The organism is Bariatricus sp. HCP28S3_D3 (genome assembly GCF_052065755.1).
In the GTDB taxonomy this organism is placed as follows: Bacteria; Bacillota; Clostridia; order Lachnospirales; family Lachnospiraceae; genus Allocoprococcus.
Window position 1 is genome coordinate 87,268 of record NZ_JBQHTK010000001.1, and the last position, 26,013, is coordinate 113,280.

Genomic DNA, 26,013 nt, shown 5'->3' on the forward strand with positions numbered 1-26,013 from the left:
GCAGTCTGCTGCAAGTAAACTTGCGCATTCTGCTTTTAAATATCTGTGCATAGCTGAACTGTTACCACATTTTATGTTTTGAAAAATGCAATCCTTTTGTAATACACAGTTACCAGCAGCACACAGGCCCCCGACCATGCCAGAATCTCTGCATAAAAAATTCCTTCCCGCCCTATAAACCGCGGCAGAAATATGGCAGCAGATACCCTCATGCCAAACTCCACCATTCCGGATACCATGGGTATGACAGTATCTCCCATCCCCTGCAGGGCGCTGCGATAAGTATGCAGAGCATATAATATAATCAGGAAAGTGCTCATAATCATCAAGTAATGATGGGCAATCTGCAATACCTGTTGCGCCTGTACTTCTTCTGATGAAATGAACAAAGAAAGAATATCTTTTCCCCATAAGAACATAATGAGAGAGATCATCACTGAGGTGGCAAACGCCATAGCAATCCCTTTCCTCATGCCTGCTTTAATACGCTTATCTTTTCCCGCCCCTTTATTCTGAGCAACAAAAGTAGAAATTGCATATCCGTATGAAATAGCCGCCGTCTCTAAAATACCATACAATTTATTTGTTGCCGTAAAACCCGCTACAAACAATACGCCAAACCCATTGATGACTGACTGAAGCACCATCCCTCCAATGCTGATGATTGCATCCTGGAACATGACAGGCATCCCCAGCCTTAATAGCCTTTTTGCCAGACTGATATCTATCGCAAAATCCTGACGCTTCAACTTCAAAAAAGGAACTCTGCGCAGGACAACAAAACAATAGATACATGAAATCCCCTGTGCCATCAGCGTTGCCACAGCAGCACCGGCAATACCCAAACGGAATCCCATCACAAACAGCAGATCCAAACCTATATTCGTGCAGGAAGCAATCACCATGGCTGTCAAAGGAGACCGTCCATCCCCTAATGTCCTTAAAAGAGAGGCTTCAAGATTATAAAACATGATGACCGTAAGCCCGCCTATCATAACCCGCAGATATGTCAGAGAACCTACAACAATATTTTCCGGTGTTTTCAAAAGCGCCAGCATCGGCGACGCCACAAGTTCCCCCGCCGCAGTCAGCACAACTGCCACACCGATGGTAAGGATGACTGCATTTCCACCCATTTCCAGCCCGATAATATGACAAGCCGGTTCTATTTTTACAACCGCTTCCCAAATACCTGTTAGATTTCCACATCAAAAACTCTCTTCTTAAAATAGTATTTCCGGTCTTCTTCCGTGATCTCGCGGATCACCCTGCAGGGATTACCCGCAGCAACCACCCCGTCCGGAATGTCTCTGGTCACAACACTACCGCCGCCAATCACAACATTATTCCCAATCGACACTCCCGCGATAATCACGACGCTCCCGCCTATCCACACATTATCTCCGACAGTAATTGAAATACCGTATTCATAGCCGGAGTTTCTGGATTCTTGATGTAACGGATGTCCGGCAGTATAAAAAGACACATTTGGTCCCAGCATGACATTTTTCCCTATTGTCACCTTTGCAACATCCAAAACTGTACAGTTATAGTTTGCAAAGAAATCATCTCCGACCTCTATGTTATAACCATAATCGCAATGAAATGGAGGCTCTACAAAAACAGCTTCGCCGCTTTTTCCAAACAATTCCTTTAGCAGCCCCGGAATCCTATTATACTGATCCGGATGGACTTGATTCAGTTCATAAATCCTTCTTTTACATTCCAGGCGTTCCCTGCTCAATACTTCATCAGATGCAATGTAGGGAAGTTCTGCAAGCATTCTTTCTTTTTGATCCATTTTCAAAACTCCTCAAATTCATATTTTTCATTATCGTTAGCCTGCTATTATATTCCTGAAAATTTATTATGTCAATTATCTCCCTAGATAAATGCTTCTCTCCTTTCCGTCATAATCACTGCATCTTTTACTTCCAGATTTCCCTCAGAGACAAAGAACCCGAGACTGCGTCCCTGATAATTATACATTCTGAAACCAAAAGCCACATCGTTGTTTACATAGAGTACAGCGATCGTATCCTGTATATAGAGTGCAAGTTCGTATTCTTTGTCCGTCTCCAGAGTAAGCGGACGCTCCATCTCTACCGCATACGGGAACATCTGTCCTCCCTGTTCATACATTCTAAGTCCGGAACGGAACTGAATTCTGTTGAACTCCGGCTCAAACATCAGATAATATCCGAAGTCAAATTTTTCGTCCACCTGCAAAGCAAGGCCAAACCGGGACGGTTCTCCTGTATATTTCAAAGTTGCACGGATACAGCACTGTTCCGGGATTTTCTGCGCAAGCGCAGCCGAATAACCGTATTCCGAGCAGCAGCTGAGGCTGTTATGATCTTTCGTCCATGTTCCGGTCAGCCCTTCTGCATGTATTCCTTCCGACCTGACAAACGCATTGGCTACACTGTCCACCGGGCATACCCCCAGCGTCCCGTCCTCATGCTGCAGGATCTTGTGTACTACAATGGAACCGCCCCAGTTCCAGGTCTGATAGTCCTTTCCAAAATCGTTCCCCGGATCAAAGCCCCATCCGTTTTCTCCCCGGGTCGGATTCCATCCATAAATAAAACGATCCTTTCCATCCGTCCCTGTCTTAGCCGCATAAAAAGCTCTTCCGTCAAAGGTATCCACTCTGGGTTTGAGCCATGGTCCTTTTGGAGACCGGCTCATACGATAATAGGTACTGAATCCGTCCGTATAACTGGAATAAACCAGATAATACCAGTCTCCCATCTTAAAGAAGTCCGGACACTCATAAGCTCCCTGATGGGTTCGCGGTGCGTAAAGCGGTCTTCTGTATTCCCAGTGAGCCAGGTCATCTGAGACACAGAGCGCTACACAGCCATTTCTCTCAGTTGCACCATTTTCCCGTGCAGCAAGCAGCATCCACCATTTCTGCTCTTCCTCATTCCAGAATACAAATGGATCTCTCCAGTCCGACATCCTGTAGATTTCTCCGTCAGCTGTAAATTTCTCTTCCGGTATATCTGTCCAGTGTACCAGATCGGTGCTGGTCGCATGTCTTGCCCACTGGGCCTGCGGTTCCTGATCAAACGTGCAGTAAAACATGTGATACAGTCCGTTCACTTTCAGAATGGAACCTGTCCCTCCGTGAATGTTGGTGGGCGTTTCTATAAAATTCCGGTTGTCCTCCGAAACAATATGATGCCATCCGTACACGACCATATCCTTCGGCGCATCCGGATTCCAGTTCTTTAAATAATAACCTTCAAACCGTTTTGTTTCTTCATTGTAATATGGGATGACATCTCCTGTTTTTGCATACTCCGGTGAGTAAAACAGATCCATTGCTCTTCCTCCCGTCTTTTTTTAAATCATTCATTTGCAAAAGGGCCGCCAATACGGCAGCCCTCGCACATTACTTCATCAAGTACCGTGACACCCAATTAATAATTGGTCAGTTCATAGAACATATCGAAACCTTTCTGCTTCAGTTCCAGCAGTTCGGAAAGTCCCATAGCATCCATTTTATCAAGGTATGCACTCCATGCGTCATCTGTGATTCCGTCTTTTACGATCTCAGCCTTTACTTGATATCAATATTTTATCACAGAAATAATTTCATTGGAAGTAGAAAACGGGCAGTTGCGGAAGAACCCAAAGGGGCCGGAATAATCAATTTACCACTGTATGTCAAAATTCCCCTTTTTCCAACTGCTTTTTCTCAGCATATTCCTGTTCCAGTTCCTCTGCCAGATATGCATCGCTCATGCAGTGCATATCCGATACACCGTCACGAATCAGCTGATAGACCTCGGAATGGTAAAAAAAATCCAATGCCGCATCCAGTGAAAGTCCCTGCTGTTTAGCAAAACACTCAATGACACGGCTGTATTTTTTCTGAAGTAAAATCGGATTAGCTGTCATAATATTTCACTCCCTTCAAAATGCAGCAAAGACAATGCCTTCTCTGTGCGAAAACAAATTTGCAGGTTCGGCTTTTCATATCGCAGACGGTTGATGGCTTCCATCTTATCAATCAATCCGTCAAAAAACAGTTCCACCGTATTGAATACCTTATCATTGGCAACACCGCCCACAACAAGGTCATAATTTGTCGAATCTTTTCCGCTACGGCAGTTCAGAATAAAATCCAGCCATTCCTCGGAATACGAATCGAATTTCAATATTTTCAGTTCAACTTTCCGACTTTCATCATACTCATATCGAGAAATAACACCATCTTTTCCACGACGTTTGAACTTTCCGCACCACTTTTCAGCCTGCTCATGCAGTGGCGTGACATAGAAGCCACGTCCGAAGTCAACATTAGGACGGGAATGAACCAAATCCGGCTTTGCAATCTCTAAAAAAGAACCATGATAGAGAATCATACTTTCACACCCCTTTCTTTCATCACATCAAGAAGGTCGTCTACGATATATTCCCGGCTCTGAGTATGCAGCACTTCATATTCCGGCACGATATATCCGTTCAGAATGTCGCTCTTTTCAGTAAATGCCTGATAGACATACTCTGCATCTACACCCAGTTTTGCCGCCACATTTTCAATGCAAAATACGACAAACTCCAACTCACTGGAATTCTTTATTTTTCCATCCTGCATCACAAATCCTACCTCCCTTTACTTAATATTTGTTGCAATTTCAGAAAGAGCAACGTTAATTGACTTTTCCTTTTCTTCCTTACCTAAAACTGTATTTGATAATATTGAATCAAGAATATTATGTTTCACTTCATTACCACCTCTATATCCCCTTCTTATTTGCATTGCGTTTTTATCTCTTCTATAGAATCTTTCAATTCACGCATTTTTGTCACAATTTCAAAATTTTCACCATTTAATTTCCAAATATCAACTGAGCTAATTGTTGTTGCCAACTCTTTCTCCACTTTAATCAATGTATTATAAATTTGTATTTTTAATGTATCCTTTACTTCATCATCATTGCTTTTCTTTTTATTTGCGGTCACCTTCATATCCTTTGCATATAAACCGCGCCCAACTCTTACAATCTCTTTCGTATCAACTAACTGAGACACAGCTCCAGATATTTGACCACGTGTAACATCTTTCCCACTATTTGCTACTATATACTCTTTAAAATCTGGTGCAGTGTACATTCCACCCTGCCTAACACATTCTTTTATTAACATTTTAATCTCAGCTGTTGATATTCTCATTCCACTCTGTCTCCTTTGTTCTATTTTATCAATTTATTTATTAATTTTATTTTTGTTCATTTTTTATTTAATTGCTAACATCTTTGATTTTCGTATTAAAATTATAATACATGTCAATATCCTTTTCAATATTTTTAATTTATTGTACCATTTCATTTTTTATTAAAACTTTGTCCCGTCAACAGCATTTTGTAATTTTTCGTTTCTTTTTTACTTCATCTCTTAGGCAGGCTTTCGCTCACGCATAAAGCCCCATACCCCACCTGTGAATTCGGATATTCTTCAAATCCCGGGAGCGCTCTGGCTCCTCTTCTTAAGTAAGCTTTCACCTTCTCCCCATACAAAAACGGATCATTCCCCCATACAATTCCCCACTCCATAAGGAGAGCTGCCGCCCCGGTCACAAAAGGTGTCGCAAAAGATGTCCCGCTCGCCGTCACCGTTCCTCCTCCGGCGCGGGTAGTCGTGACATTCACTCCCGGAGCAACAAGATCCGGTTTCACTCTTCCTCCGCCGAGCAGATATCCCCGACCGGAGAAATTTGCATAGGTAAGTGTCCGTGCATCATAGGCTCCAACCGAAATCACACGTTCTGCAGTCGATGGAATCGTGAGGGAGACATTTTCCTGTGGAAACAGAAATCCGGTTCCTTTATTCAGCACATTTTCACTGGGAAGCCACATTTCATAATTTCCTTCCACAATTTTACCTGGAGTAAGTACAATCTCCCATATTCCGGAAGTAATATACGTTCCGATAGGAAGAAAATCCAAATAGATTTCCTGTGCCGTACTGTATGGATTCGGCTCTCCGTAATAAAGAAGAATTTCTGTCGCACCAACACGAAAACGTTGCGGGCCCAGCACCTCCCGGATTGGACCGACAATTGTTCCTGCCTGCGTTCTGAGAGATATTTCCACCTCATCAACATAAGACTTCCAGATCTGAACATTCAGGGTAGGCTGATTCTCCTGAACGGCAAGCTGAATGCGCTTTTCTTCCCCTTCCTGCAATATTCCGGAGATATGCCCGGCGCTTGCAGCCTCATTTCCCATTCCGATACAGATCACACTTTTCCAGAAATTCGAAATATCATCAATAAAACGCTCCAGAAGAGAGGTGCCGTCATGTGACCCATACGTATTCCCAATACTGATATTCACTGCCACCGGTTTCCCTGTTTCAAGTGCTTTCTCCACCACATAATTCAACCCCATCATCAATTCTGTCGTCCTCGGGAAGCCTTCTTCCCTCGGTCTTCCAAGCTTCACAACTATCAATTCACTTTCACTGGCCACACCGCGATACCGATTTCCACTCCCAAGTCCATTTCCCGCCGCAATTCCAGCCACCGCCGTACCGTGTCCGGACGTATCCGTTACGGGAACCAGTCTGCGCATTTCCAACGGATCATTCTTAAGAAGCGCGTCATCAATCTGCTGTCTGCTATACTCAGCCCCCAGCGCATACCCTGCCGGTGGCGTGCCGGGAGTTGTCTGATCCCAGATACTGACAATCCTCGTCGTGCCGTCCGGATTCCGAAAATCCATGTTTGCATAATCAATCCCTGAATCCAGAATCGCAACCAGCACTCCTTTTCCGAAGAGTCCTTCCGCCCCGTCAGGCCTGCCCGGAATAAAAAAGCGGGCATCTTGTACCGAATTGATACAAGATACCCGTCTTCCGTTTTCCACCTGAAAATATAATCTTTTTGGCTTTTCAATATACTCCACCTGCGGCAGATCCGCAAGTCTGTGTATGTCTGATTCCCGTACAACGACGATCGCATATTCATTTTTCAGTTCGGTCACCTGCACGGCGAACTCCCGTACCGCATCCAGGGAGCCGGAATACTTTACAATCAACTCCCATTCTTTTTCAATCGGATAATACCCCACATCCAGATTCAGAGATTTTTCCCGCTCTTCTTCCGTCGCGTCCAATGCGAGATTCAACATATTTTCCAGATTCTGTTCCGTCATTTCAAGAAATCCTATCATTTTGCTTTTTACAATATATGATGACTTTCTAGAATCTTGACTGCTCACATTTTTCGAACACAGACTCGATTCAGACTTTTATTCCTAGTTCTTTTGCCTTGCAAGAATAAAAAGCATGATTAATAAGGTAATGGGGAACAAAAGTCCGACTCCCATACCCACACGAATATTGTCTCCTGCACTTTGAGTCACACGTCCGACAATGCCCGGACCTATGCTTCCGCCCAGATCCCCTGCCATAGCCAGCAACGCAAACATCGCTGTTCCGCCTGCCGGAAATCTCTCTGATGAAATACTGATCGTGCCGGGCCACATGATCCCGACAGAAAAGCCGCAGATAATACATCCGATCAAACCGGCTATCGGATTCGACGATGCAGAAGCAAGCAGGTAACATATCACACATAGTATTCCAGATCCTGTCATAAATTTCATCAGATCCATTTTGTCACCATATTTTCCAAAGATCACACGACTGATCCCCATTGTAACAGCAAACATACAGGGACCTGCCAGATCTCCAACTGTCTTTGACAGCCCCAGAGCCGCCTCTGCATAAGCCGATGCCCATTGTGCCATTGCCAGTTCTGATGCGCCGGAGCATATCATTAAGCATATTGCGATCCAGAAAAGAGGTTTTCGAAACAGTTCTTTTATTCCCATTCCTTTCCCGTCATCTACCAGATGTTCGATTGGACAAGTAGCAAAATTATAGATATTTATGGCCGGAACAAGTGCCCATAAGACAGCCAACCATTTCCATCTGTCCATGCCAAACACCGCAAAAAACAGTGTAGAGATTACAATTGTCCCTACCGCTCCCCAACAATAAAAAGAGTGAAGCAGGCTCATCGTTGCCTCTTTGTTGTCAAATGGACATGCCTCCACAATCGGACTGCAAAGCACTTCAATCAAACCGCTGCCGACTGCATACACAATAACACTCAGGATCATTCCGACAAACGGTTCCGGCAAAAGATCCGGCAAAAACGCCAGACCAATGAGTCCCGCTGCCGAACAAACCTCAGAAGCAACAATACAGATTCGATACCCTATTTTGTCCACAAACTTTGCGCAAAACAGGTCTACCAGCAACTGTGTAAAGAAAAAGCAGGTAGAAATCAATGCAATTTTTCCAAGTGTAATCTGATAATCATAATGAAATTTTAAAAATAACAGCGGGGCAAAATTAGCTGCAATTGCCTGTGTAATAAATCCCATATAACAGGCTCTTTTTGTTTTCCGATAATCAGGCATAATCATCACTCCTTTTTTTGTATTCTGCAATATATTTTATTCTCACGCGGTATGATCTGTTTCCGCTGTATTCGCATTGAATTATATAACATAATTATTTGATTTTCATTGATTTATTTCTGATATTTATTGTATAATATCGCAAAATGCATTTCAAAAAAGGAGCGTACAATGAATATAAATACGAATTATACTAAAATCCTTACAGATGAAAATCTGATGGAGACCGTTCAGCACGGCAACAGCAGCTATCCTTTCCAGTTTTATTATGAGGATTTGTCAGTTTTTGATTTCAACTGTATTGAATGGCACTGGCATACAGAATTAGAGTTTATTTATATTGAATCCGGGACTGTTACTTTCTGGATTGGAGAAGACCAGTTTAAATTAAGCGAAGGAGATGGAATCTTCATTAATACAAAAGTACTCCATCGCCTTTATTCTCCATCAAAAGCTCTCATTCCCAATTTCGTATTTATGCCTTCTTTTATTGCCGCATGCGACAGCTTTATTTATCAGAAATATATTCTGCCCGTTATTTCTTCTTCCTTGTCATTTCTGATATTTCATAAAGAAGTATGCTGGCAGGCCAGGGCTTTAACCGTCATGCAACAAATTATTTCTGCCCAGGATTCGGCTGCATCCAAAGAACTCATCACCGTCTCCCTCCTTCAGAATCTCTGGCAGGAAATATTTGAAAATGCAGACATCCCCTCCCCGGAAGAACATAAGGATCATTCCTCTTCTTCTCAGGCCCGGTTACAGCTCATGATGCAGTTTATCCACCTGAATTATTCACAAAACATCTCATTAGATGACATAGCAAGAGAAGCGATGGTCAGCAAGAGCACTGCTTTAAATCTGTTTCGAAAGTATTTACATATTACACCTGTAAACTATCTGATTAACTATCGTTTAAAGCAGGCCAGTCAGTTACTTTCAAAAACCGAAAAGAAAATCCACCTCATTTCTTCTGAGACTGGATTTCATAACGTGGAATACTTTTGCAAAATATTCAAAAAACGCTACAATTTTACTCCAACCGAGTACCGGGAGCAGAAGCATTTTCTGTAAGCTTCACAAGGATCAACTCCATCCAGATACACTTCCCAAATTGATTCCTGATATCCCGCTACACCTTCCTTACGAATCGCCTCCGCAAGTTCCACGAGTTCCGTATCTTCAATCCTATCCAGCATCTTCAGCCTTCTTACGGAAATATTCTCCCTGGATCGGCTTTTCTCATAGTCTTTAGCCGACATATGCCAGTACTCCATCTCTCCCTTATAATAGCGTCGGATTTTCTGGGCAATCAGCAATCCTTCCGGATCAAAGTCTCCCGCGTAGTACACCTTAATCCCCGCCTTTTCAAGCAGGTCCAGCATCATCACTGCGCTGAGTCTGGGCTGCCCGTTCATGCACATACATGCTTTTCGCCCTCTCCATGTTCCGCAGAGCATGGCATATACGGACGGATTTTCCACGATGTAGATTTCCCGATCCGGACATTCAACCTGATTCCATCCGGCAAGCACCGTAAGTGGCACCTGCACAGGGTCTCCCTCTTTCCGGAATCCTTCCATTCCCGCATGCACTTCTCCATTCCGGTTCCATGCCCGGACTCCCGATAGCATCACATAATTAGAGACATCGTCTCTAAGTATCCCAACCGCCAGATAAATTCTCTGCTTTTGTAATGCCGGAAACAGTTCTGTTTTATCGATGTCCAGCCCTCTGTGAGCCGTATCCCACTCTGCAAGCAGACGCAAAAACAGCCCGTCCTTCATGCCGTCATCAAATGCATGCGGATTTCCGGTCATCATCGTGGCAAATACGGCCAGATATTCCGTTCTCTCCTGATGATAGGGAAATGCATTGAGGATCCGGATTCCCAAATGCAGCAGTGCCCTTACTTCTTCTATGTTTTTACCGGATTCTCGGTAACGCTTTGCCAGATAAAGTGATGTCTCACTTTTCTTCTGAATCAGTTCATCCACCCACTGCTGCGCCAAAGTTCCGATACACGATCTTTTCGCATGCTCCAGTTCCAGAAACCACTTCTGTTCCTCTTCCTTTTGCAGCTCTTTCTTCCCCGCCATTTCTTCCCCAAAATATTGTTCCAGAATCTCCTTTGGCTGGCAGCCGTCAAATCTGCTGTTCTTCAGTGCCTTTTCAAACCTGGCCGCAGAAATAGACACACTTTTTTGTCCATGGAAATTTTTCTGAAAAAATCCTTCCAGATCCTCTATGTCCTCTTCGGATAAATTACGCACAGTTACCGTACCGGAGAAGGATCCATAGGACATATATTTTTCCCGGAATCCACGCAGAAGCCGGTCAAATACCGGCCTCTCCCGGAAATAGTCTGCACATTCTCTAGTCAGCGAACTGGAGAGCCCGTTGTTCCATCTTTTCTTCATCGTCCACCATCTCCTTCGCCTTACCGTTCCACAGATAAGGCATTACGGTCACAAATTTTGCATTTTCCGGTCTGAGGAGCTGGTAAATTGCCAGCGCATCAAGCGTATCACAATCCCCCCAGAGCACCTGTGAATTAATGATAAAATCAAACTGGAATTCCGTCATCAGCCGGAACATATCCCGAATATTCTTATTGTCCACACCGGCAAATGCTTCGTCCAGAGAAATCAGCCGCGGAGCATCCGACCGTCCTCCCTGGTATTTTGCCACGACCGCCGAGAACAGCGGTACATACATGGACATTGCTTTCTCACCTCCGCTGAAGGTTCCGAAGACACTGTTCGTCAGTTCCTTCTGCCGCTCTCCGCTCTTCTGTGAAAAGAGCTGGAATTCGAACCATTTCCGGTAATCCAGTGTTTCCTTCATCACCTGATAGAAAGAGACCATGCCTTCACTGTCCTTTGCGTGCCGTCTCGCCTCTTCCACCTTGGAACGGAAGTGGAGTGACAGCTTGGCCGCCTCATCCTCCCGCATCAGACGATAGTCTTTTTTCAGAAGTTCCACCAGTTCTTTCGTATCGAGCTGATCCTCTGTCTCCGCCGTTTTGCTTCGCCAGCGCAGGCTCAGTTTCAGACCGCTTGAGGTGTTCATGGCTCCCATCAGTGCGTTCATCTTATCGACCCACGCATTGGAACTGTTGATTTTTCCACGGATTTTCCGGCTCACTGTATTTGCCAGAATATCCTCGAACAGCTCCCTGTCTCCGTCTTTGATCAGTTCCACAAGCTCTGCAATCTCTTCTTCCAGATGGTCAAGTAACTTAGAAAACGGAATCTTTACTCCCTGATATCTTGCCAGAATGTCCATACGTTTCGCCGCCGGGTCTCCCTTCTCGGCAAATTCATCCAGTTCACCGAACAGTTCCGTCTGCATGAGCTGGTAATCATTCAGGAATCCCTTGTTTGCAAAATATACTTCGTTCAGATCCCGAATAATCTTCTCTTTCTGAAGTTCACGGCAGTCTGTGGCAAGATATCCTCGCACCTTACTCACCTCCTGAGCCAGTTCTTCCGGAATCGCCACATAGGCAAGAGCCAGTTCTGCTTCATAACATTTCCGCAGATACTCTCCCCTTCTTCTTCTCTCTTTTATATTATCGGCTCCTGCCTCCATCTGTTCTTTCAGATTCTTTGCCTGTTCACTTTTCTGGGTTTTCTCCTCCACACAGTCCTGCAGTTTCTTCGGATACTCATTCAGCCATTTCACACAGGCATCCAGCCGTTCTTTGATCTCTTCATAATCCGTCAGCTTCAGCTGCTCCTGCACAGAAGCATATTCTGCACGATCTGCATGCAGCGCTTTTTCTGTATTTCCGGCATCATACCGAATCTGATCCATATCTGCATCCAGATCTTCCATACGTTCACCAAGTTCACGCAAGTGAGACACCATCTGTACAAACAGTTCATGACCGGATTTCAACTGATAGAAATGCTGTCCGTATCCGCGGGCCGCCTCATCCGCTCTCAGGAACACCTCGTAGCTGCAGGTCAGATACAGCTTTTCCGCAATCTGTAAAGCTTCCTTCTTTTTCTCTCTTAAGATCTCCGTCATTTCACGAAGCTTTTCTTCCATGAGAAGTCCTTCTTCCTTCATTCGGTCTGCATACCTTGCGGCATCCGCCATCATCCGGTACGCCTCCTTAAGATCCACATCCCCCGGAAATGCTTCGTATTCTTTAGTAAGGAGATCAATGCGTTCCTGCAGCTCTTCTGCTTCTTTTTGAAGTTCCGCAAGCTCCTTTTCCAACAGTTCCATCGCCGCAATACATGCTGCGATCTTCGCCTGACGATTCTGCTCTCTCGCTCTGGTTCCGAGAAATCCGGCTTCATATTCTCCAGTCACGGTTCCTGTCAGAACACCGATCTGGTAAGTTCCCTGTGATGAAATAGATGTGATTCCCTCCCCGTCATAGGCAATATTTCCAAGGATGCTGGTAATCCGTTGATTAAAGAAGATATCATTTACCGAATCATTCAGTTCCAACACATCCAGAATACTTTTTTCTACCCGCTGCTTCTGGACAAACAAGTATTTATCGCAGCAGCCACGTTCCATGGACAATACCTTTTCTTTGTACTGTTCTTCGATTACAAGCGCATCCAGAATACCCATATAGTACAAAGCTTCTTCCAGTCGGTCACAGGATGCTTTGTCAAGCGCTGTTCCGAATTCAATGACCTTGTAAAATTCCTGATATGGGATCTGCATTTCCTGCAGGCGTTTTCTGTTTTTTAAGACCGCCTCACTCCGCTCCGGCTCCGGCTCTTTATGGTTTTCCCACTCATGGAGCTGTGTTTTTCGTTCCTCGTACTCTGCCTGAAGCTCCTTCGCTCTCGTCCGGTTCTTCCAAAGAATCGCATCCAGTTCTGATTTCTTCGCAATCTTTACATCTGCCACCATCTGGCGGACACTGCTGAAATCAGCCTTCTCATCATAGGTCTCTGCGAACTGCGCCAGTTGTTTCAGCATCTCGCCGGACAGAACAAGCTCCTGATTGCGCCCGTTCCAGCTATAAAGTGCTTCCTTCCATTCGTTCTGCACCTGCACAAACACGGCTTCCAGCTCACTCACCTTCCGACACGCCGCATCCGTCTCCCTCTGATGCTTCTCCCGTTTCTGAAGTAACTCTTCCACCTGCCTCTGCTGTGCATCTACTTCGCGAAGAACATTGAGTCCTTCTGAAATATGCTTCTGTGTCTGCAAAAACTGCTTTTCATGTGTGTCAAATGCATATGCCGTTCGGAAGTTTTCTTTCAGTTCCATGTTCATGAATGCATGCTCCTGAAACGCCATCTCGTCGGCCTCTTCCTGCATTTCCTCCAGAAGTGTGTTCAGTTCCTGCTCCTTCTGCCATACCCTGTCCTGCTCCGCCTTCTGTCTGTTCTCGAATTCGACATACTGCTCTTCTTTGTCTGCAAGCTGCTTCTCTTTCTCTCTTTTCGTCTTTTCTTTTTCCGCAATCCGGTCTGCAAGTTCTGTTTCTTTCTGTTTCAGCCCTACCGCATCACTTTTACTAAGAGAATCCTTTTCCTTCTCCATGGCAGCCTTCCCGGCATCCAGCTCCATTCTGATCTTTTCCAGTTCCTGCACACGAATTTCGCACTCACGAGCCTGCCGTTTTCTGTCATTCTCTTCCTTTTCCAGTGATGCCAGCTTCTTCTGATTTTCTTCATAATTATCTGCTTTTTCATACAAAGCAAGCCGGTTATATTTATCCAGTACCCGGTTGATCTTCTCTGCCGCCTGCTTGCCCTCCTGTCTGGCTTTCAGATTCAGGTTCATGGTATCCATATTTTCAATCGCCTCAGACATAGGACGAAGATCCTCATCCGACAGTGGCTGCAGCGAATCACTCAGAATATCATTGATGACAGAAGGCTTAAAATCCTTGGACAACTTCGGTGTACGAAGCTGGATCAAAAGATCGATCATTTCTTTATACTCTTCCACCGTCTCAAAGCCGAACACCTGACGGTTTACAAATTCCATGTATTCCATCTGGCGGTCAAACACCTGACCGCCGCCCTGAATGCGGTTTTCCAGCTCTTTACGGGAGAGTGTCACCTTCTCATCTGTCTCTTTATATAGGAAAAAATCCTTCCCGATTCTTCTCCCGTCAGTCAGGCCAAAATACCATTTATCCAGCGGTTTTCCTCGCCTTGCACGGATTCCCATCCCAATGGTAAGATAGGTATCACTTTCCTTCCGTCTGAATTCCAGATACAGATATCCCGTGCGTTCGTCCCTTCCATCGTCCTCCTCCAGGAGATAACTGCTCATCTTTCTGTCCCGGGAACCAAAGGGATCCAGTCGCTCCGGGCTCATATTTCCATCCAGAAGGAGGGGAACCACACTCTGCATAGTGACAGATTTTCCCGAACCGTTCGATCCACGCAGCAGCATTCTTCCTTTTACGAAAGGGAACTCCTGCTCATCATAATACCAGAAATTAATAAGACCGATTTTATTTGCCTGCCATCTACTGTTCATTCGTATTTCCTCCCGCATAATCGTCCGGATAACATCCCGTCATCTTTCCCGCCGACGGATATATGATCACCTGATGCTCCTTCTCCTCACATTTGATAAAGGTCCACCGCTCCAGATTCTCCGTGATCTCACGCACAAACTCCCCTTCCGGCATCTCCCGGTAATTCTTTGTGAATCCCAAGCCCGACTCTGCCTTTACTTCTCTTAGCATCTGCTCAAACTCGATCTTTTCAACACGAATGGTATCATCATTCCCGGTTTTCCATACTCCGCTCTCTACTTTTTCGCGAATTTTTGCACAGCACAGAAGCAGAATATCCGACAGCGCATTATTTCCCGGAAATGTCGTTCCAATATGGCAGTCTTCCCCCGCCAAGAGAAATGCACTTCCCTTGTGAATGTGTACCTGACAGTCAAAATTCTGTTCCAGATCCTCCGCAAGTCTGCGTCCGTAGTATTTTAAATACTCAAAATCTTCCTCTGCTCCGGCGTTCCGATACATCCCCACCGAAAACAGCAGCCGTTTGTAAACGCGGTGTCTTCTTGCGATTCCACGGTCTTCATTCATTTCAAACCAGTCACTCTCGCGGAAGTCCTCGGGTCTTGTATATTCCATGATATCCCTTGAAAAATTTCTCATAAAATATCTGGATGCTCCTGTATTTTCATACAACACTTCCCCGGACTCTTCGTCCATGAACACATCGTCGCTTCCATCCGTCACCTTCACAATCCCCTGTGCCACTGCATACCGAAGCACCTTCACCATTCTCCTCCGGCTGGTATATAAGGTCCAGTCCACCGGCTGTCCCGGCATATTGGCGGAAACATACTCTGTAAGCTGCGAGAGGATGAACTGCTCCTCCGCATCCTTATCCTCCAGAAACATCAGCAAAATACAAAGAAATGCATATTCCTCTCTTGATGTAAATTCTTCGATTCCCATAAAACTTTCCGGTATCGCCGGAATCTTCTCCATTTTTACAAGAAGTGAATTTTCTATGACTTGACATCCCATCTTATCTGTTGCAAAACGCCGGATTTCACCAATCGAATCTCTGACTTTATAATACAGTTCTTTATCCTCCGTTTTCAGAATCCAGCGCTTTTCCAGTAATGCCTCTAACTCTTTCATTCTCCCGTTTCCTCTTGAAATACGATCGCAAGCTTCGGCATCGTAAAGTTTCCGTCCTCACAATGCACCACACAGCTCTCTTTTGCCTCTCTTGTATCCAGTACATACAGTCTTCCGTCATCCGTCCGTGCCGTATAATCTGCATCCTCCAGCGCATCCGACAGCCATTTCAGCAGGATTTCCCGCACTCTCGGCTCAATAACCGGAAGGGATGCGAAATCGATCCGCCCATCCCGCTCCAGCATTTCAATCTTCCTCCTGTCCTCCCGAAGCTGCTCCAGCATCTGCTTTCTGGTCTCTTCCTTTTCCCTTCGGCTGTCTCTGATAGAACTTCTCCTCGTTTTCTCACGGTATGTTCTCACTCTGGGTTTCAGCAACAGCTCCAATGCCGGCTCCTCATATACACCTTTGTTCATACTGTCCGTCTCTCTCGGGCTGTCCCCTTTTAAATGAAATGGTTTCTCCAGTCCGAAAACCATTGCCGACATTTTGTGTGCTTCCTGTACATCTTCACACTTCAGGAACAGTTCCGCCACCTTTCGGTATTCTTCCCTGCGGTTCGCTCCCAGTGCATTTTTCTCGCTCAGCTGCGCCGCATACCGTGTAATCCTGCGGATAATCTCATTCGTTGCATCAAACAATTTCCCGGCTTCATTTTCCTGCCCATTCTCCGCCACAAACCAGTTACGGATGCTCTGATAGCGCCCTTTCGTCTTCTCTTCAATGAGCTCCGGAGATACTTCCACATCTATCCTCGGAATCGACAATTCATACTGGTTCACCTTGTCCAGCACTTGATGAAGCAGTTCCGGATCCAACATCCGCAGATTCTCTTCGATTACGCCCACATTTCTCTGCAATCCCTTGATGAAATTTCTCAGATACTCCACCAGTTTATCCTTAAATACCAGGAATTCCTTCGTCCGCATCATTTCTTCTGCTTTCACACTGTTCAAATCGCGAATGTAGTCCTGGTAATTCTGGTTCAGCCGGATAAAATCATTGTTCAAATCCTGCCACCATGTATAAACTGTATTCAAATCCGCCCCGCCCATTTCCGGGAATCTCGCAACACTGCGCCGGATCCGCTCCAGAAGAGTCGGTTCCAGAGACGCTCCTTCGATGAATAGATTCTCCAGCCTGAGCACCAGACGTTCAATTTCCACACTATACTCCGACATCTGATAACGGAATTTCTTATTCTTGAACTCTTCAATGGAAGAAACCTTTCTGGTATCCTGAATCGTAGTCAGATTCTTCCATTCCACCAGCGCAGCCAGATCCTGCTGGCATTGCTCCATTCGGTATTCAGCAAAATATGGATCCTGTATCATCTGAGCATAAACATCCTCCTGATACATCCAGTATTTCAGTTTTTCATAATTCTCATAAAAAATGCGCATAATGCTCCGGTATCGGTCAACATTATCCGCATTTAAGTACTTCGCCTCCGTAAGTGGCCTTGTTAATTTTTCAGTTACATGCATGATTTCCTGTCCTCCGCATTACTAATCGCAGTATAGCTTATGCGGCAGGAGAATGCAAGGTTTTTAGGTTTCCATTTTTCGAATACTTGTGATAAGATAGCAATATTCTATTTCTATTCCTAAAAAATCTTCTTGATTTTAAAAACGATAATACAGGCGACCACCACGATAACGCTCAAAAGAATCACCCCGGGATAGCCACTCTCCAGTTCCGGCATGTTTTGAAAGTTCATTCCATACCACCCGGTAATCAATGTCAGCGGGAAAAAAACTGTAGATACGATCGTCAAAAACTGCATATTACTGTTCTGTTTTGCATCCACTTTAGCCTGATAAGCATCATTCACCTGCCCGGCATACTCCAGAAGATGGGATGTTTTATTCATCAGCCGCTCTGCCCGGTCAGAAATCGTCCCAAAATACTTTAAGTGCTTTTTGGCAAAATAATGATTTTCGTTCTCTTCCAAGGCCTTCCCTACGTCCATGATTTCATCATAGTATCCCCGCAGGATCAGGAGTTCGCGGCGAATTGTTGCAATGCTGGATTGAAAATTTTCAGTATGATCACGATGAACCGCTTCTTCTAATTCCATCAGTTTTTTCTCGAACTGTACCAGATATTCCAGATCGCGGTTCATAAACTCTGCGATGAAATTAAACAAAAATATTTCTTTCGTCTTATATCTGGTACTCTTTCTTCGCTTGATTCTAGAGACAAGCCTTTTTGAAAATCCATCATCATCAACCAGAACTACCTTATCACTTGTAATAAAAAACAGAATTCGATAACGGCTTCCCTGTACATCGAGAAGCTTCGGGATACAAAAGGAACCTGTCAGGCAGCCCTGCTGTGCTTCGATCTTACAAAATCCGATATTACCGAGCTCAATGTCCCCTTCATATACAATCCCATTTTCTTCAAGGACTCTTGCCGCACGATGTGAATCTGTAATGATCGGTTCAAACCCTATACTCTTTTCAGTTTTCACAGTCTCATTATTTTGTTCTGTTTGTAAAATCTGATCATCCAACATTTTTCCACCTGAAGATTCCTGTTTATAATACTTTACTTCCGTTTGTCGTAAGTCTGAATCTGGCTCCCAGTAACTCTGCCGCCTTCCCCATATTTTCTATTGGTTCAGATCATTCCAATTTCTCAACTCTCCTGTATAAATGAGCTTTAACGCTTCTAATGTAATATCATCCAGAGGATTATTTTCTTCTACAATAACAACAATATTATCTCTTGCTATAGTTTCATAGTCCAACAATTCTTTCTCATAGTCTTTCAGATTTCTGGAAGACATACCGAAATCACATTCTCCTGACATTGCTTTCGTTAGTCCCTTTGAAGAGTCTGTTGCAGTCACAGTAATCTTAGCATTTGTATTGATTTGTTCATAAGCCTCTGCCAGCTGTTCCATAAGCGGCGCAACTGAAGTCGATCCCTCTATTGTAATCTCACCGGTGGCCTTATTAGACAGAAAAGAACTGCTCTTTGCCACCTGTGCATAGTTCTCTGGTAGCCTTCAAAATTGCTTTCACTTGCTCTTCACTGGTCATATTGGTCTTATTTTCACGAACCACTTCCGCTGATTCCATCTGGTCCATCAGTGTACCGACTCTTACTCTGTAGAATTCATCCAAATTTGACTGATAAATAGACATGAATGTCAGTCTTTCTGCCAAAGGTACTCTCGGGTTTCCTGCTTCATTTAATACTCTCTCATTGAATTTCAGCCATGATAATTCCCTGTTCATCATGTATGGGATGCTCGTTGTCTTTCCTTTTGTTTTTTCTGCTTTTTTCATCTGAATAGTTCCTTTCCAAATCATGCAATCTTCATAATCTGGGAAATTATAGTATTTTATTGTCAAAAGCGAGCAATATCTATGTAAATTTTAAGTAAGATTTCCTCATGATAATAAAAAGGATACCTTGTATCAATCTGATACAAGATACCCCATTTGTCTTCTTCAAATTCAGTTCCAGTATTTAATTAAATCCAACAATCCTTCTCGCCACAATATATGCCAGAGAAGAAATCTTTCTTCCTGATCTTCCCGGAAGATTCATCGTCTGTCCAAGAATACCATACCGAATCTTCCAGTAAGTTTTATAATCTCTCTTCTTTAAATACTGCCAAAGCTCATGCTTTTTCTCCAGATTTTCCTTTGATTTTGAGCGAATCAGAAGAATAGAGGACACTGTCATCATGATTGCCAGATAATTCGTCATGTACTGACGAAGCTTTTTATTCGTTACCATCCGCATTTCATACATGTCGATCATTCTCTTTGTAACAAAGATCTGCTGATCCACCCGGCTGATCATCACTTTTTCATTTACAGACTGGTCTTCTCTTCCGATATAATAGCGGTAAAAGTCCACGTCCAGATAATAAATCTTGCGCACATGCGGGAGCGGATAATATACATAAATGTTATCCACATAAAATGTATGTTTCGGCAGTTCAAGCTGACAGAGCTTCAGGAAATCCGTTCTATAGATCACAGAATGCATCAATATGTACTGTCCCAGATGAAAACGCTTAATATCATCCCACCCAAAAATCTGATTCTCAGGAAGTACATTCTTGTATTCAATGACTTTCTTATGTGTCATTCCTTCCTTTTCATATACATAATTGGAAATCAGCATATCTACCTGCTGCTCATCCGCTTCAAAATCCTTAAGTACTTTCAGAATTTTCTTAAGTGCCTCTTCATCTACCCAGTCATCGCTGTCCACGACTTTAAAATATTTTCCGCTGGCATTCGCAAGACCGAAATTCACTGCGTCACCGTGCCCGCCGTTTTCTTTATCGACTGCCTTGATGATTCCCGGATACTGCTCTTCATATCTATGCGCAATCTCCGAAGTTGCATCCTTCGATCCATCATTTACAATAATAATCTCTACATCTTCCCCACCCTTCAGGATTGATTCCACTGCGCGCTCCATATACGCTGCGGAATTGTAACACGGAATTGCAAAAGAAATGTACTTCATCTTGTTTTCTCCTCTTGATTTCTTTTTAACCTCTTCCGACTTAGTATAGCTCATTTTATCATCTTTTCCAAGAAATATTGTAAAATTAATAATTATCAGATATAGTTAAATAAGATACGAAAACGTATTAAAGGAGGAATATGTTATGAGCAACAATTTATTGGTCGGACAGTCAGGCGGACCTACCGCCGTTATCAACGGAAGTCTTTACGGCGTGGTTTCTGAAGGACTTGCCAATCCTGCAATCGGCAAAGTCATCGGTATGGTGAACGGAATCGAAGGTTTTCTGGCGGGACGTACGATGGAGATGGCACCTCTCGCAGAAAATGGAGAACTGGAAAGAATCCGAACGACACCCGGGTCCTTCCTCGGTTCCTGCCGCTACAAACTCCCGGAAGATCTGTCAGATCCGGTGTATCCTGAATTATTTAAGAAATTTGAAGAATTTGAAATAGGCTATTTCTTCTATATCGGAGGCAATGATTCCATGGACACCGTCAGCAAACTTTCCCGCTATGCGGCTTCTGTAGGAAATAAGATCCGCATCATCGGTGTGCCGAAAACGATCGACAACGACCTTGTCGAGACAGATCACACTCCGGGCTTCGGAAGCGCGGCGAAATACGTAGCTTCCACCGTACGTGAAATCGCCATCGATGCCTCTGTATACGATAATAAACAGTCTGTTACAATTGTTGAAATCATGGGGCGCCACGCAGGCTGGCTCACCGCTGCAAGCGTACTTGCCCGCAAATTCGAAGGGGATAATCCGGTACTCATCTATCTTCCGGAAGTTGCATTTGACACCGATGCATTTATCGAAAAAGTAAAAGAAAAACTTCAGACCACCTCCAACCTGGTTGTCTGCATTTCCGAAGGAATCAACGATGGAAACGGCACCTTCGTCTGCGAACTTGCAAGCGATGTAGGCGTAGATAATTTCGGACATAAGATGCTGACCGGTTCCGGAAAATATCTTGAGAATCTGGTAAAAGAAAAACTTGGCGTAAAAGTTCGTTCCGTTGAATTGAACGTTTGTCAGAGATGCTCTTCATCCTGCCTGTCTGCTACCGATTTAAATGAAGCTGTTGAATCCGGCAGATTTGCAGTGAAAGCGGCAATCGACGGCGAGACCGGAAAGATGATTACCTTTATCCGCAAGAGCTCTGAGCCGTATGAACTGGAATTCGGCACCGCAGATGTCAACATCATCTGCAACATGGAAAAACCGGTTCCGCAGAAATGGATCACCGAAAACGGCTCCGATATCGGAGGCGAATTCATTGCTTACGCAAGACCACTCGTTCAGGGTAATGTAGAAGTTCCGATGAAAGATGGACTTCCATATTTTGCTTACCGACGTTAATTAAGAAACTCAATCATTTACAGTATAGTAAAGGATGCAGCGTTCCAATGGTTCACTGCATCCTGATCTATTTCTCTGATTTTCCGTTTCAATCTACAGCTTATCCAATACCTCCTGCAGATCAAGCGTCAGGGTTCCATCCTCCAGCTTGAAACAGGGCACTCCAATCGCACCTTTTTTCTTAACCTCCTCAAACAAAGGCTCTGTATCCCGCAATTTCAGAAAACGTTTCAGATTCGCCGTGCTCTCGGAAAATTCCAGATACATATAATCCGCATTTCTTTCATCCAGCGCCTTTACTGCTTCCAGGCAATCTTTACACGCATTCGTTCCAAACATAATAATCTTCATTCTGCTTCACCTCATAATATTTTTCTGATATACTTAATCATAGCACAGGTTTTTGATTTCATCAATTCAGGAAAAATCTGTTATTCTAAGAAGCAATACCGATTCTGAGAAAGGAGCATTCCACATGGAAAAAGAGACCACATTTTATTATACATTTTATACCCGACTTGGAGATATGACCGTCGGCTGTACAGCATCTTCTATTGTCATGCTGAGTCTAAACTCCAAAATATTTTCTAAAAGTAATACAAATCTTCCTGATTTGGCATATGAAACAGAAAAACAGATTCTGGAATATCTGGATGGAAAACGAACGAATTTTACCCTTCCGCTCGCCCCCAAAGGAACTGATTTTCAACGCAAAGTCTGGGATGCACTCCTTACCATTCCTTACGGTGAAACCAGATCATACGAAGAGATTGCCATCGCCGTTGGCAATCCCAAAGGATGCCGAGCAGTCGGAATGGCAAACAACCGAAATCCGATCATGATTCTCATTCCCTGCCACCGCGTAATCGGGAAAAACGGGAAACTGGTTGGTTATGGCGGAGGATTGGATGTGAAAAAAGCCTTGCTTGAGCTGGAGGGACAAAAGCAGCGTCCCTGCAGACAACCTACCGGTTCATCTCACTATGATACCCCATCGTATTATGATCCCGTATAATATTTTCAATCTCATCCCTGTTAAGTGACGGCATATCCCCCGGAATTGTATTCTTCGCAGCACTGTATGCATTGCCGTATTTTAATGCGTTTTCGCAACATCCGCCTTCCATCAGAAGGCCGTACAGTGCACCGGAGCAATATGCGTCTCCGCTTCCGATCCGGTCAACGACTTCGATATTTTCGTATGGTTTTTCTTCATAGAATTTATCGGCTTTCGCGTCATAGATTACGGAGGAAAAGCTATGTACCTTCGGACTGTGTACTGTTCTCTGGGTAGATGCCATGACTGAAATCGGGTATTCTTTTGCGAAACTCTTCATGATTTCATATAGATTGCCTTCTTTTCCGAAAGTTAGTCTGGCTGTATCTTCTGAGCAGAAGAAAATATCTACATACGGAAGAATTCCTTCAATGCATTTTCTTGCTTCTTCTCCGGACCAGAGATTCAGTCGGAAATTCACATCAAATGAGATCAGTGCACCTGCTTCTTTGAAGCGGCGGATCATCTCTACTCCTGTTTTGCGGCATGCATCGCTGAGTGCCAGTGTAATACCTGAGGTGTGGAAGCATCTGGTCGAGCGGAAGATTTTTTCGTCAAATTCATTGATATCCAGTCTTGTCATAGAGGAATGCTGTCTGTCATATACAACGCCCGGCTTTCTTGGATATGCGCCATTTTCATAATAATACACTCCAAGTCTTGCATCGCGGCTGTCATCGTAAACCAGGTAATCATCACTGACTCCGCAGAAACGAATCTTATTCTTTGCAAATAGTCCGATACTACTTTCCGGAATTCTGGAAATGATTCCGGAACGGAGTCCGAGAAGTGACACACCGGAAGCCACATTCAGTTCCGCACCTCCTACCTGTTTCTCAAACATATCGCCACGCACAATTCTCTCATTATTCGGCGGTGACAGTCTCAGTAATATTTCCCCTAAAGATAATAAATCAAATTCTTTTTTCTCCATAACGCGCTCTCCTTCACTTTTCCATACTCTTCCTTTTTGAAAAAGGGCGTATCCTCTTTCAAAGATACGCCCCTTTTCAAATCATGACAAAAATGGGTTTATATTATCTCTGGACACGTCCGGAAGCATCTCCTCCGGCTAATTTGGCAACTTCGTCCATTGAGACCATATTGTAATCACCCTCGATGGAGTGTTTCAGACAAGATGCTGCAACTGCAAATTCGATCGTTGCCTGTGCATCGTATCCGCTCAGGCATGCTGCGATCAGACCGCCTCCGAAGCTGTCTCCGCCGCCTACACGGTCAACGATATGCATCTTGTACTTTTTGCTGAAATAGTAATCTGTTCCGTCGTATAACATAGCGGACCAGTTGTTGTCGTTTGCAGAGACAGACTCACGAAGTGTGATTGCTACCTTCTCGAATCCGAAGCGGTCAGCAAGCTGTTTTGCAACATCCTTGTAACCTTCATGGTTTACAGTACCTGCTGTTACGTCTGTATTTGCTGCTTTAATTCCAAATACATCTGCCGCATCTTCTTCATTTGCGATACATACATCAACATATTTGCAAAGCTCGCCCATAACTTCGCCTGCTTTTGCTTTGTTCCACAGTTTATTTCTGTAGTTCAGGTCGCAGGAAACTTTCACGCCCATTTCTTTCGCTGCTTTGCATGCTTCCAGGCAGATTGCTGCCACACCGTCGTTCAGTGCCGGTGTAATGCCTGTGAAATGGAACCATTCTGCACCTTCGAAAATCTTCTTCCAGTCAAAATCTTCCGGAGAAGCTGTATAAATAGAAGAACCTGCGCGGTCATAAATAACTTTGGAAGGTCTCTGAGAAGCACCTTTTTCAAGATAGTAGATTCCTACACGATCTCCGCCGCGTGCGATGTAAGATGTATCTACACCGTATCTTCTAAGTGAGTTTACCGCTGCCTGTCCAATCTCGTGAGTCGGCAGTTTTGAAACAAATGCTGCGTCAAATCCATAGTTTGCAAGGGAAACAGCTACGTTTGCTTCTCCGCCTCCGAATGTTGCGCCAAGCTTGTCAGCCTGTACAAAACGATAATATCCTTCCGGTGCCAGTCTTAACATTAATTCTCCAAATGTGATAACTTTCTTACTCATCTCTTATTTCCCTCTGCTTTCTTTTACGATTTCTACTGCTTCTGCTGCCAGTTCTTTAATCTTGTCAAATTCTCCTGCCGCTACCAAATCTCCCTTTACCATCCAGCTTCCGCCACAGGCAAGAATTCTGTCGTATGCAAGGTAATCTCTTACGTTGTTCTGGTTGATTCCGCCGGTCGGCATGAATTTCACTCCTACATACGGAGCTGCCATAGCTTTGATCATCTTAAGACCGCCTGCCGGTTCTGCCGGGAAGAATTTTACAACATCAAGTCCATTTTCCAGAGCCTGTTCGATATCACTTGGATTCGCACATCCCGGAGTGATCAGAATTCCTTTTTCTACACAATATTTAACGATTCTCGGATTCATTCCAGGGCTTACGATAAATTTCGCTCCTGCTGCAACTGCACGGTCAACCTGCTCTGTTGTAAGCACAGTGCCTGCGCCTACCAGCATTTCCGGAAACTGCTCACTCATAATACGGATGGACTCTTCTGCTGCTGCGGTACGGAATGTAACCTCTGCGCATGGAAGTCCGCCTTCACATAATGCTTTCGCAAGTGGTGCTGCATCTTTGGCATCGTCAAGTACTACGACCGGTACGATACCGATTTCCTGAATTTTTTCTAATACTTCATTCATCTTGATTCTCCTTTTCTTACTTCGATTCTTGTTGCCTTCCAGATTGACCTATTCCCATTTATATTCTTTCGGCCTATGTTTCATATTATGAAATTCAATTTCATAATATGAACTTTTCGTGTCTATGATTATACTCTCTTTCTTCCTATTGTCAAGCGTTAACAGCACTTTTTATTCAATTTTTTTTCGTTTCAGTCCATTCCAGGATTTTCAGATTTTTCCCAAAAAACATTTCAAAAAAAATACGATATTTTCCTGTTTACTCTCCCTGACAATCGTGCTACAATTCCACTTAGTACAATTTGATGCGCAGAATATGCAGCACCCCA

22 protein-coding genes and 2 pseudogenes are annotated in these 26,013 nt (G+C 44.1%); 3 read left to right on the forward strand and 21 right to left on the reverse strand.

What is annotated here, in order from left to right; genetic code table 11:
• Positions 1-71: 71 nt before the first annotated feature.
• The 9 genes from ACTNB3_RS00385 to ACTNB3_RS00425 all read right to left on the reverse strand — a co-directional run bounded on the left by ACTNB3_RS00385 (position 72) and on the right by ACTNB3_RS00425 (position 8,444).
• Positions 72-1,136: an MATE family efflux transporter gene (locus ACTNB3_RS00385; protein ID WP_441024039.1), complete on the reverse strand. Its 1,065-nt coding sequence runs from the start codon at positions 1,134-1,136 to the stop codon at positions 72-74.
• Between the two features lie 59 nt (positions 1,137-1,195).
• The gene (locus ACTNB3_RS00390) at positions 1,196-1,801 is read right to left on the reverse strand and encodes a sugar O-acetyltransferase (protein WP_441024042.1); all 606 of its coding nucleotides are present in this window, start codon (positions 1,799-1,801) and stop codon (positions 1,196-1,198) included.
• Between the two features lie 83 nt (positions 1,802-1,884).
• The gene (locus ACTNB3_RS00395) at positions 1,885-3,330 is read right to left on the reverse strand and encodes a family 43 glycosylhydrolase (RefSeq protein ID WP_441024045.1); all 1,446 of its coding nucleotides are present in this window, start codon (positions 3,328-3,330) and stop codon (positions 1,885-1,887) included.
• A 345-nt stretch (positions 3,331-3,675) separates the two neighbouring features.
• Positions 3,676-3,909 (reverse strand): DUF3791 domain-containing protein, encoded by a 234-nt coding sequence (locus ACTNB3_RS00400; protein WP_427806751.1) that lies wholly within the window; start codon positions 3,907-3,909, stop codon positions 3,676-3,678.
• Positions 3,906-4,376, reverse strand: coding sequence for a DUF3990 domain-containing protein (locus tag ACTNB3_RS00405; RefSeq protein WP_427806750.1), 471 nt, complete (start codon positions 4,374-4,376; stop codon positions 3,906-3,908). Before ACTNB3_RS00405 ends, ACTNB3_RS00400 begins: the two co-directional genes overlap by 4 nt.
• Positions 4,373-4,609 carry a DUF3791 domain-containing protein gene (locus tag ACTNB3_RS00410; protein WP_427806818.1) on the reverse strand — a complete coding sequence of 79 codons (237 nt, stop codon included), beginning with the start codon at positions 4,607-4,609 and terminating at the stop codon, positions 4,373-4,375. The genes ACTNB3_RS00405 and ACTNB3_RS00410 overlap by 4 nt, the downstream gene beginning before the upstream one ends.
• Positions 4,610-4,764: 155 nt before the next feature.
• Positions 4,765-5,187: a hypothetical protein gene (locus ACTNB3_RS00415; RefSeq protein ID WP_427806749.1), complete on the reverse strand. Its 423-nt coding sequence runs from the start codon at positions 5,185-5,187 to the stop codon at positions 4,765-4,767.
• Between the two features lie 215 nt (positions 5,188-5,402).
• Entirely contained in the window at positions 5,403-7,169 is a 1,767-nt protein-coding gene (locus tag ACTNB3_RS00420) for a S8 family peptidase (protein ID WP_441024048.1), read from the reverse strand.
• A gap of 102 nt (positions 7,170-7,271) precedes the next feature.
• Entirely contained in the window at positions 7,272-8,444 is a 1,173-nt protein-coding gene (locus tag ACTNB3_RS00425; protein ID WP_427818964.1) for an MFS transporter, read from the reverse strand.
• 171 nt (positions 8,445-8,615) lie between these two features.
• On the opposite strand from ACTNB3_RS00425, the gene ACTNB3_RS00430 reads away from it, so the two are divergent.
• Positions 8,616-9,518, forward strand: a complete 903-nt coding sequence (locus ACTNB3_RS00430; RefSeq protein ID WP_427808140.1) for an AraC family transcriptional regulator — start codon at positions 8,616-8,618, stop codon at positions 9,516-9,518.
• On the opposite strand, the gene ACTNB3_RS00435 is transcribed toward ACTNB3_RS00430, so the two are convergent.
• The 8 genes and pseudogenes from ACTNB3_RS00435 to ACTNB3_RS00470 all read right to left on the reverse strand — a co-directional run bounded on the left by ACTNB3_RS00435 (position 9,470) and on the right by ACTNB3_RS00470 (position 20,553).
• A complete protein-coding gene (locus ACTNB3_RS00435; protein ID WP_441024050.1) occupies positions 9,470-10,864 on the reverse strand; it encodes a TIGR02679 domain-containing protein in 1,395 nt (464 codons plus the stop codon). The genes ACTNB3_RS00430 and ACTNB3_RS00435 overlap by 49 nt on opposite strands.
• Positions 10,821-14,918, reverse strand: a complete 4,098-nt coding sequence (locus ACTNB3_RS00440; RefSeq protein ID WP_441024052.1) for a TIGR02680 family protein — start codon at positions 14,916-14,918, stop codon at positions 10,821-10,823. The genes ACTNB3_RS00435 and ACTNB3_RS00440 overlap by 44 nt, the downstream gene beginning before the upstream one ends.
• On the reverse strand, positions 14,908-16,053 hold the full coding sequence (locus ACTNB3_RS00445) for a TIGR02678 family protein (RefSeq protein ID WP_441018976.1): 1,146 nt from the start codon (positions 16,051-16,053) through the stop codon (positions 14,908-14,910). The genes ACTNB3_RS00440 and ACTNB3_RS00445 overlap by 11 nt, the downstream gene beginning before the upstream one ends.
• Positions 16,050-17,540: a TIGR02677 family protein gene (locus ACTNB3_RS00450; RefSeq protein ID WP_427818960.1), complete on the reverse strand. Its 1,491-nt coding sequence runs from the start codon at positions 17,538-17,540 to the stop codon at positions 16,050-16,052. Before ACTNB3_RS00450 ends, ACTNB3_RS00445 begins: the two co-directional genes overlap by 4 nt.
• A gap of 119 nt (positions 17,541-17,659) precedes the next feature.
• The gene (locus ACTNB3_RS00455; protein WP_441024054.1) at positions 17,660-18,574 is read right to left on the reverse strand and encodes a magnesium transporter CorA family protein; all 915 of its coding nucleotides are present in this window, start codon (positions 18,572-18,574) and stop codon (positions 17,660-17,662) included.
• Positions 18,575-18,670: 96 nt separating this feature from the next.
• Positions 18,671-19,045 (reverse strand): substrate-binding domain-containing protein, encoded by a 375-nt coding sequence (locus ACTNB3_RS00460; RefSeq protein WP_427808154.1) that lies wholly within the window; start codon positions 19,043-19,045, stop codon positions 18,671-18,673.
• A 7-nt stretch (positions 19,046-19,052) separates the two neighbouring features.
• A pseudogene (locus tag ACTNB3_RS00465) lies at positions 19,053-19,352 on the reverse strand (polyphosphate kinase 1); the annotation flags it as partial.
• Between the two features lie 184 nt (positions 19,353-19,536).
• The gene (locus ACTNB3_RS00470) at positions 19,537-20,553 is read right to left on the reverse strand and encodes a glycosyltransferase family 2 protein (RefSeq protein ID WP_427818957.1); all 1,017 of its coding nucleotides are present in this window, start codon (positions 20,551-20,553) and stop codon (positions 19,537-19,539) included.
• A gap of 145 nt (positions 20,554-20,698) precedes the next feature.
• On the opposite strand from ACTNB3_RS00470, the gene ACTNB3_RS00475 reads away from it, so the two are divergent.
• Positions 20,699-21,919 (forward strand): 6-phosphofructokinase, encoded by a 1,221-nt coding sequence (locus ACTNB3_RS00475; protein ID WP_441018970.1) that lies wholly within the window; start codon positions 20,699-20,701, stop codon positions 21,917-21,919.
• Positions 21,920-22,012: 93 nt separating this feature from the next.
• Here the strand turns inward: ACTNB3_RS00475 and ACTNB3_RS00480 are convergent, their stop codons facing one another.
• Positions 22,013-22,270, reverse strand: a complete 258-nt coding sequence (locus tag ACTNB3_RS00480; protein ID WP_441018968.1) for a hypothetical protein — start codon at positions 22,268-22,270, stop codon at positions 22,013-22,015.
• Positions 22,271-22,394: 124 nt separating this feature from the next.
• On the opposite strand from ACTNB3_RS00480, the gene ACTNB3_RS00485 reads away from it, so the two are divergent.
• Positions 22,395-22,934 carry a methylated-DNA--[protein]-cysteine S-methyltransferase gene (locus ACTNB3_RS00485; protein ID WP_441018966.1) on the forward strand — a complete coding sequence of 180 codons (540 nt, stop codon included), beginning with the start codon at positions 22,395-22,397 and terminating at the stop codon, positions 22,932-22,934.
• On the opposite strand, the gene ACTNB3_RS00490 is transcribed toward ACTNB3_RS00485, so the two are convergent.
• The 3 genes and pseudogenes from ACTNB3_RS00490 to ACTNB3_RS00500 form a co-directional block, all read right to left on the reverse strand.
• Entirely contained in the window at positions 22,885-23,910 is a 1,026-nt protein-coding gene (locus tag ACTNB3_RS00490) for a sugar kinase (protein WP_441024056.1), read from the reverse strand. The genes ACTNB3_RS00485 and ACTNB3_RS00490 overlap by 50 nt on opposite strands.
• Positions 23,911-24,013: 103 nt before the next feature.
• Positions 24,014-25,039: a PfkB family carbohydrate kinase gene (locus ACTNB3_RS00495; protein WP_441024058.1), complete on the reverse strand. Its 1,026-nt coding sequence runs from the start codon at positions 25,037-25,039 to the stop codon at positions 24,014-24,016.
• A 33-nt stretch (positions 25,040-25,072) separates the two neighbouring features.
• Positions 25,073-25,684, reverse strand: a pseudogene (locus ACTNB3_RS00500) (bifunctional 4-hydroxy-2-oxoglutarate aldolase/2-dehydro-3-deoxy-phosphogluconate aldolase); the annotation flags it as partial.
• Positions 25,685-26,013 lie beyond the last annotated feature (329 nt).